The organism is Micromonospora lacuserhaii (assembly GCF_036902735.1).
GTDB lineage: Bacteria > Actinomycetota > Actinomycetes > Mycobacteriales > Micromonosporaceae > Micromonospora.
Genome location: NZ_JBAKHO010000100.1, coordinates 1 through 8,140, shown reverse-complemented (window position 1 = coordinate 8,140; position 8,140 = coordinate 1). Strand labels below are relative to the sequence as shown.

Annotated in this window: 5 protein-coding genes; all 5 read left to right on the top strand. The window is 77.4% G+C overall.

Going from position 1 to position 8,140, the window contains the following annotated elements:
- Nucleotides 1–1,607: DUF4132 domain-containing protein (locus V6U81_RS28615; RefSeq protein WP_334494112.1), on the top strand; the 1,607-nt coding region annotated here is incomplete at its 5' end.
- The gene (locus tag V6U81_RS28610) at nt 1,604–2,707 is read left to right on the top strand and encodes an ATP-binding protein (RefSeq protein WP_334494111.1); all 1,104 of its coding nucleotides are present in this window, start codon (nt 1,604–1,606) and stop codon (nt 2,705–2,707) included. The genes V6U81_RS28615 and V6U81_RS28610, both read left to right, overlap by 4 nt.
- Nucleotides 2,707–5,025 carry a DUF5682 family protein gene (locus V6U81_RS28605; RefSeq protein WP_334494110.1) on the top strand — a complete coding sequence of 773 codons (2,319 nt, stop codon included), beginning with the start codon at nt 2,707–2,709 and terminating at the stop codon, nt 5,023–5,025. Before V6U81_RS28610 ends, V6U81_RS28605 begins: the two co-directional genes overlap by 1 nt.
- Complete coding sequence (locus V6U81_RS28600) at nt 5,022–6,134, top strand: VWA domain-containing protein (protein ID WP_334494109.1); 1,113 nt, start codon at nt 5,022–5,024, stop codon at nt 6,132–6,134. Before V6U81_RS28605 ends, V6U81_RS28600 begins: the two co-directional genes overlap by 4 nt.
- A partial coding sequence (locus V6U81_RS28595) for a hypothetical protein (RefSeq protein ID WP_334494108.1) occupies nt 6,131–8,140 on the top strand: 2,010 nt, incomplete at its 3' end. The genes V6U81_RS28600 and V6U81_RS28595, both read left to right, overlap by 4 nt.

Sequence of the window (8,140 nt, the reverse complement as noted above, 5' to 3'; positions counted from 1 at the left end):
CGGCGGGCCCGCGCCGGCGGGCGGCCGAGCGGGCGCTGCGGGCGGCCGCCGGGGCCGACCGGAACGCGGTGCTCGACGCCGCCCGGGGGTACGGCGAGGACGCCGTGCGGGGCACCCTGGCGCTGCTCGACGCGGACCCGCTGGAGCAGCTGCCGGCCCGCATCCCGGCCCTGCCCCAGTGGCTCGACCCGGTGGTGCTGCCGCCGGTGCTGCTGCGGGACCGGTCCGCCGCGCTGCCCGCCGAGGCGCTGCGGCACCTCTGCACCATGCTGGCCATCTCCAAGGCCGGCGACGTCTACCCCGGCGTGGCGCTGGTCCGCGAGGCCTGCGACCCGGCGTCGCTGGCCGAGTTCGGCTGGGCGCTCTTCGAACGCTGGCAGTCCGCCGGCGCGCCGGCGAAGGAGAGCTGGGTGCTCGCCGCGCTGGGCTGGATCGGCGACGACGACACCGCCCGCCGGCTCGCCCCGGTGATCCGGGCCTGGCCCGGCGACGGCGGGCACGCCCGGGCGGTCACCGGGCTGGACGTGCTCGCCGCCATCGGCACCGACGTGGCGCTGATGCACCTCTGGGGCATCTCCCAGAAGGTGAAGTTCCGTGGGCTGCGCGAGCGGGCCGCGCAGAAGGTCGCCGAGGTCGCCGCCGACCTGGGCCTCAACGCCGAGCAGCTCGGCGACCGCCTCGTGCCCGACCTCGGGCTGGACGCCGACGGCAGCCTGGTCCTCGACTACGGCCCGCGCCGGTTCACCGTCGGCTTCGACGAGCAGCTCAAGCCGTACGTGGTGGACGGGGCGGGGGCCCGGCGCAAGGAGCTGCCGAAACCGGGTGCCCGGGACGACCAGGCGCTCGCGCCGGAGGCGTACCAGCGCTTCACCGGGTTGAAGAAGGACGTCCGGACCCTCGCCGCCGACCAGATCCGCCGGTTCGAGGCCGCGATGGTGGCCCAGCGCCGCTGGTCCGCCGCCGACTTCCGCCGGTACCTGCTGGCGCACCCGCTGCTCTGGCACATCGTCCGGCGGCTGGTCTGGGTCACCGTCGACGAGGCTGGGGCGGTCGGCACCGCGTTCCGGGTGGCCGAGGACCGCAGCCTGGCCGACGTCGAGGACGAGGCGTACGCCCTGCCGGACGACGCGACGGTCGGCATCGCGCACCCGCTGCACCTCGGCGACGCGCTGCCCAGCTGGGCGGAGCTCTTCGCCGACTACGAGATCCTCCAGCCCTTCGCCCAGCTCGGCCGCGAGGTGCACCGGCTCGCCGACGCGGAACGCGACGAGCGGCTGCTCAGCCGGTACGCCGGCGTCGAGGTGCCGACGGGCCGGCTGCTCGGGCTGGAACGCCGCGGTTGGCGCCGCGCCGACGCCCAGGACAACGGCACCCAGCCGTGGTTGGAGCGCAAGCTGCCCGGCGACCGGGCGATCGTGATCAACATCAATCCGGGCATCACCGTCGGCGTGGTCGACATGTTCCCGGAGCAGAAGATCGAGGAGATCTGGGTGAACGACCGTCCCGAGGGGCAGTGGCACGCGCGCGGCGGCCGGGTGCGCTTCGGTGAACTCGACGAGGTCACCGCGTCCGAGGTGCTGCGCGACCTCGCGGAGGTGACCCGGTGACCGCCGTCGACCCGACCGCCGAGCGGGCCCAGCGGCCCCCGGCCGAGGTTCGCTACAGCGACGAGCTGGCCAAGCTGGCCGCCGATGACGGCGACCCGCGCCCGCCGGGCTGGGCGCTGAGCCTGCGCGCCGCCCGCCGGTTCATCCTCGGCGACCCGGCCGCCGGCATCGCCCGGAAGTTCGTCGGTGACCCGTCGCTGATCGACCGGGCGCTGGTGGCGCTGGCCACCAGCCGGGGACTGATGCTGGTCGGCGAGCCCGGCACCGCCAAGTCCCTGCTGTCCGAGCTGCTCGCCGCCGCGGTCAGCGGCGACTCGACGCTGACCATCCAGGGCGGCGCGGCCACCACCGAGGACCAGATCCGCTACTCGTGGAACTACGCCCTGCTGGTGGCGGACGGCCCGTCGCCCCGGGCGCTGGTGCCGGCGCCGCTGCTGCGCGGCATGGCCCAGGGGAGGGTGGTCCGCTTCGAGGAGATCACCCGCTGCCCGCTGGAGGTGCAGGACTGCCTGCTCTCCCCGCTCTCGGACCGGGTGCTCGCGGTGCCGGAGCTGCCGGGCGCCGACGCGATGGTCTTCGCCCGGGAGGGGTTCAACGTGATCGCCACCGCGAACACCCGGGACCGGGGCGTCAACGAGATGAGCGCCGCGCTGAAGCGCCGGTTCAACTTCGAGACGGTCTTCCCGATCCCGGACCTCGCCACCGAGCTGGGGCTGGTCGAGGCGGAGGCCGGCGCGCTGCTGCGGCGCTCCGGGGTGACCGTGCCGCCCCGGCGGGACGTACTGGAGGTGCTGGTCACCACGTTCCGCGAGCTGCGTACCGGGTTGACCGAGCGGGGCGATGCGATGGAGCGGCTGTCGGCGGTGATGAGCACCGCCGAGGCCGTCTCCGTCGCGCACGCGGTCGGGTTGCGCGGCTGGTTCCTGCGCGGCGAGGCCGGCGACGCCGCCGACCTGGTCGCCTGCCTGGCCGGAACGGCCGCCAAGGACGACCCGGAGGACCTCGCCCGGCTGCGCCGCTACCTGGAACAGCAGGTGCCCCGCCGCCCGGGCGGCCAGTGGCAGGCGTTGCACGACGCCCGGCACCTGCTGCCCGGCTGATGGCCACCACCGACCCGGTCGGCGTCACGTTCCTCGGGGTGCGTCACCACAGCCCGGCCTGCGCCCGGCTGGTGGCGGCCACCATCGCGGCGCTGCGCCCGGCGTACGTCCTGGTGGAGGGGCCGGTCGACCTCAACGACCGACTGGACGAGCTGCTGCTCGGACACGAGCTGCCGATCGCGGTGTTCACCGCGTACCGGGACGCCGGGCGGCGGCACGCCTCGTGGAGCCCGTTCTGCGGGTACTCCCCGGAGTGGGTGGCGCTGACCGAGGGGCGGGCCGCCGGTGCGGAGGTCCGCTTCATCGACCTGCCCGCCTGGCACCCGGCGTTCGCCCGGCGCAGCAACCGGTACGCCGACGCCGACCAGCGCTACGCCGAGGCGGTGGCCCGGCTCTGCGCCGCCCTGTCGGTGGACAACGTGGACGCCCTCTGGGACCACCTGTTCGAGATCGGCCCGGACGACGGGCTCGCCGAGCGGCTGGCGGCCTACTTCGACCTGCTGCGCGGGGAGTCGGAGGCCGGGGAGGACGACACGGCGCGGGAGGCGTACATGGCCGGCTGGGTGCGGGCCGCCCGCGCCCGGGCCGCCGGCAGTCCGGTCCTGGTGGTCACCGGGGGCTTCCACCGGCCCGCGCTGGTCCGACTGCTCGACGCTGACCCCGTCGACGCCGCCCCCGGCTGGCCCGAGGTGCCGGCGCCGGTGGGGGACGCGGTGGCCGGCAGCTACCTGGTGCCGTACTCGTTCAAGCGGCTGGACGCCTTCGACGGCTACCAGTCCGGGATGCCCTCGCCCGGCTACTACCAGCGGCTCTGGGAGGACGGCCCGGAGCGTGCCGCGGACGGCCTGCTGGAGACCGTGACCACCCGGCTGCGCGCCCGCCGGCAGCAGGTCTCCACCGCCGACCTGATCGCGGCGCGCACCATGGCCGGCGGCCTGGCCCGGCTGCGCGGGCACGCCCATCCGGGCCGGGTGGACGTCCTCGACGGGCTGGTCTCCGCCCTGGTCACCGACGCCCTCGACCAGCCCTTGCCGTGGACGGCCCGGGGCCGGCTCGCCGCCGGCACCCACCCGGCGGTGGTGGAGATGGTGGCCGCGCTGAGCGGGGAGCGGACCGGCCGGCTGCACCCGGACACCCCGCTGCCGCCGCTCGTGGGCGACGTCGAGGCGGAGCTGCGCCGGCACGGCGTCGACCCGGCGGCCGACCTGGACCTCGACCTCACCGACCCGGCGGACCTGGAGCGCAGCCGGCTGCTGCACCGGCTCCGGTTGCTCGGTGTGCCCGGTCACCTGCGCGAGCGCGGCCCGCGGGTGGGTGCCGACGCGGTGCTCACCGAGCGCTGGGTCGCCCGACCCGCGCCGGACCGGCTGGCCGAGATCATCGAGGCCGGCGGGTACGGCCCGACGGTCCTCGACGCGGCCACCGCGCTGGTCGAGGAGCGGATCATCCGGATCGGCGGGGACGTCGACGGCCTCGCCACCCTGCTCTTCGACACCGCGCTCTGCGGGCTGCGCGGGCACTCCGCGCGGGCGCTCGCCGCCCTCGCCGGGGCGGTCGGCACCGTCACCGCGCTGCCCGCGCTGGGCCGGGCGCTGGCCGTGGCGCTCGGCCTCTGGCGGCACGACCGGCTGCTCGGCAGCGCCGGGGCGGCGCCGCTCGGGGCGGTCATCACCGCCGCCGTGGATCGCGCGCTCTGGCTGGCCGAGGGCGTTCACGCCGCCACCGCCCCCGCCGACCCGGGCCGGCTGGCGGCGCTGGTCGCGGTCCGCGACGCGCTCCGGTACGCCGGCCCGGCGCTCGGTCTCGACCGCGCGCCGGCGTTGGCCGTGACCGGCCGGATCGCGGCGGACCCGGCCGCCCCGCCCGACCTGCGCGGTGCCGCGCTGGGGCTGCGCTGGTCGCTGGGGGCCGGCGGCGACCCGGCCACGGCGGTCCGGGCGGTCGCCGCCCCGACCGTGCTCGGCGACTGGCTGGCCGGCCTCTTCGCGCTGGCCCGGGAGGAGGTCGTCGACGGCGACCGGGCCCTGTTGGCGGTGCTCGACGGCCTGCTCGGGGCCATGTCGCCGCACGACTTCCTGGTGGCGCTGCCCGCGCTGCGGCAGGCGTTCGGCTGGTTCCCGCCCCGGGAGCGGGAGACGGTCGCCCGGCACGTGCTGGACCTGCGGGGCGACACCGCACCGGCCCGCGCACTGCTCCGCCTCGACGCCGACCCGCTCGTGGTCGCCCGCGCCCGGTCGCTGGACGCCCGCGTCGACGCCCTGCTCGCCCGGGAGGGGCTGCTCCCCGACCGGCCCGACCCGCAAGGAGTTCCGCGATGACCGACCCCGCGGTGGAACGCTGGCGGCTGGTGCTCGGCGAGCCCGCCCGGTCGAGCCTCGGCTCCCTCGGCGCCGACGCCGCCGGCCGGGACGCCGCGCTGGACTGGCTCTACGGCCGGGACGAGGAGCTGGACCAGCGGGACGTCCGCCGGGCCGGCAGTGGCCCGTCGCTGCTGACCACGGTGGACTGGCTCGACGAGATCACCCGGCTCTTTCCCCGGGAGACCGTGGAGCGGCTGGAACGCGACGCCGTCGAGCGGTACGGCATCCACGACGTGGTCACCGACCCGCAGGTGCTGGCCCGGGTCGAGCCCAGCCCCACCCTGCTGCGCGCGGTGCTGCGGACCAAGCACCTGATGAACCCGGAGGTGCTGCGGCTCGCCCGGCGGATCGTGGAGGCCGTGGTCCGGCAGCTCGTGGAACGGATGGCCACCGAGGTGCGGCACTCCTTCTCGGGGGCCCGGGCCCGTCGGCCCAGCCGGTTCCGGCAGGCGCGGAACTTCGACGTGCGGCGCACCATCCGGGCGAACCTGGCGCACTGGCGGCCGGACGAGCGGCGGCTGCACGTGCGTACCCCGCACTTCTTCTCCCGTACCCGCCGGCACGTGGACCGGTGGCAGGTGATCCTGCTGGTGGACCAGTCGGGGTCGATGACCGGGTCGGTGATCCACGCCGCGGTCACCGCCGCCTGCCTGTGGGGGCTGCCCGGGGTCCGCACCCACCTGGTCGCCTTCGACACCGCGGTGGTCGACCTCACCGCCGACGTGGACGATCCGGTGGAGCTGCTGATGAAGGTGCAGCTCGGCGGCGGCACGGACATCGCCCGCGCGGTGACGTACGGCGCGCAGCTCATCGAGAACCCGCGGCGGGCCATCGTCGCGCTGATCACCGACTTCTACGAGGGCGGCAGCGAGGCGCAGCTGGTCCGGGCGGTCCGGCAGCTGGTCGAGCAGGGCACCCACGTGCTGGGCCTGGCCGCGCTGGACGAGGAGGCCAATCCGGCGTACGACCGGGGCATGGCCCAGCGGCTCGCGGACGTCGGGGCCGGCGTCGGCGCGATGACGCCGGGCGAGCTGGCGGCCTTCGTCGCCGAACGGGTGGGCGGGTGAGCGCCCGGGCCGACCTGTTGGCGCTCACCCCGGAGGTGCTCGCCACCCTCAGCAACCGGGGGCTGGTGAAACGGGCCGCGAAGGCGGTGGACGCGGGGGAGCTGCCGCAGCTGCGGACCGACGGCGACGGAACGGTGCACGCCGCCCATCCCGACGGGGTGGGCAGCAGCCTGCCCGCCGCGGGCGGTCTGGGCGCGGGCAGCTGCTCGTGCGGGGCGGCGGGGATCTGCCGGCACCTGCTGGTCCTCGTCCTCGCCTACCAGCGGCAGGCTGCCGCCGGAGCGTCGGCACCGGACGGGTCGGACGCCGGCGCCGCAACCGTCGAGCCGGAACCGGGTGCCGACGCCGCAACCGTCGGGCCGGAACCGGACGCCGGCGCCGCAACCGTGGGGCCGGAACCGGCCGTCGCGATCGCCGCGCCGCGGCGGCCCGCCGCGACCGCTGGGACGGGCCCGGGCGGCGTTGTGGTGGCCGACGGGGCGCCGACCCGGGCCGGGTCGTGGTCGCCGGGCGAGGTGACCGACGAGGCGCTGACCGAGGTGGTCGGCGCCGCCGCGCTGGCCGCCGCCCGCCGTCGGCACCGGCGGGGATACGTCGCGCTGGTCCGCCGGCCCACCGTCGAGGATCCGGTGCCGCAGGTGGAGCTGCCCACCGGCACGGTCCGCTTCCTCGTCCCGCACCAGGTCGCATTCGCCCATGCCGACGCGGCCGACGGCGGCGCGGAGGCCGTCGCACTCGCGGTCTGGGCGTACCGGGTGGCCGACCGGGAGCGGCCCGGGCTGCGCGAGGCGCAGGTGCGGGTCGGCGGCGGCGGGCCGGAGGTGGATCTCGCCGCGCTGGACCGGGCGGTGGGGGTGGCCGGTGAGGTGCTGCTGGCCGGGGCGGTGCACATCGGCGCCGGGGCGGCGGCCCCGCTCGCCGCGGCCCGCCGCGACCTGGACGCCGCCGGCCTGCGCTGGCCGTTGCTCGCCCTCGACGAGCTGGCCGCCCAGCTCGACGCGTACGCCGCGCGCGGTGCCCGCTACCGTCCCGCCGACCTGGCGGAGGTGCTGGCCGAGCTGCCCGCCCGCCGTCGGGCGGTGGCGAACCGGGGCGCCAGCCCGGCCGAGCGGGTGCTCGGCACCGACGAGCCGGCCGAGACGCCGCTGCGCCGGCTGCGGCTGACCGGGATCGGCGCCCGGGTCCGCGAGTCGGCCGACGAGCTGAGCGTCGAGGTCTTCCTCGCCCAGCCGTCCGGGGCCGGCGTGCTGGTGCTGCGCCGGGACTGGCAGCGCGCCGACCAGGAGCGGGTCACCGGGCACGACCTCGCCGACCGGCGCGTCGCCGGCGCCACCGTCGGCGGCCTGGCTGCCGGCAACGTGGTCACCGAGTCGGCGGTGCGCAGCGCGTCCCGGCGGATCCGCTTCGCGGCCGGGCGGATCGCCCGCACCACCGTCTCACCGGGTGCCGGCTCGTGGGGCGAGCTGCCCCCGGGTCTGCTGGTCCGGGACCTCTCCGCGCTGGACACCGCCCTCGCGGAGCTGCCGCCCCGGCTGCTGCGCCCGCGGGTCGCCGCCGAGTCGGTGCGGGTGGTGGAGATCGCCGAGGTACGGGCCGTCGGCTACGCCGCGGGCGAGCAGCGACTCGACGCGGTGGTCGCCGACCCCTCCGGCGCCACCGCGACCGTGTCGGCGGTGCACCGGTCGATCTGCCCGGGCGCGCTGGATTGCCTCGCCGCCGCCCTGACCGGCGCGTACGGCACCCCGCGCTACGTCAGCGGGGCGGTCCGGCGGGGCGCCGGCGGCCTGGTGGTCGAGCCGCTCGCGGTGGTGGCGGGCCAGACGGTGGTCGTACCCGATCTCGCGGACGGCACCGGCGACGGCCCGTTGGCCAGCACGGAGGCCGCGGCGCCGGACGCGGTGGACGCCGCCCTGCGCGAGGGGTTGGGGCTGCTCGCCCGGGCCGCGCACGCGGGGCTGCGGCACCTGCGGGCCGGCTTCCCCGACCGGCTGCGCGCGGCGGGCGCG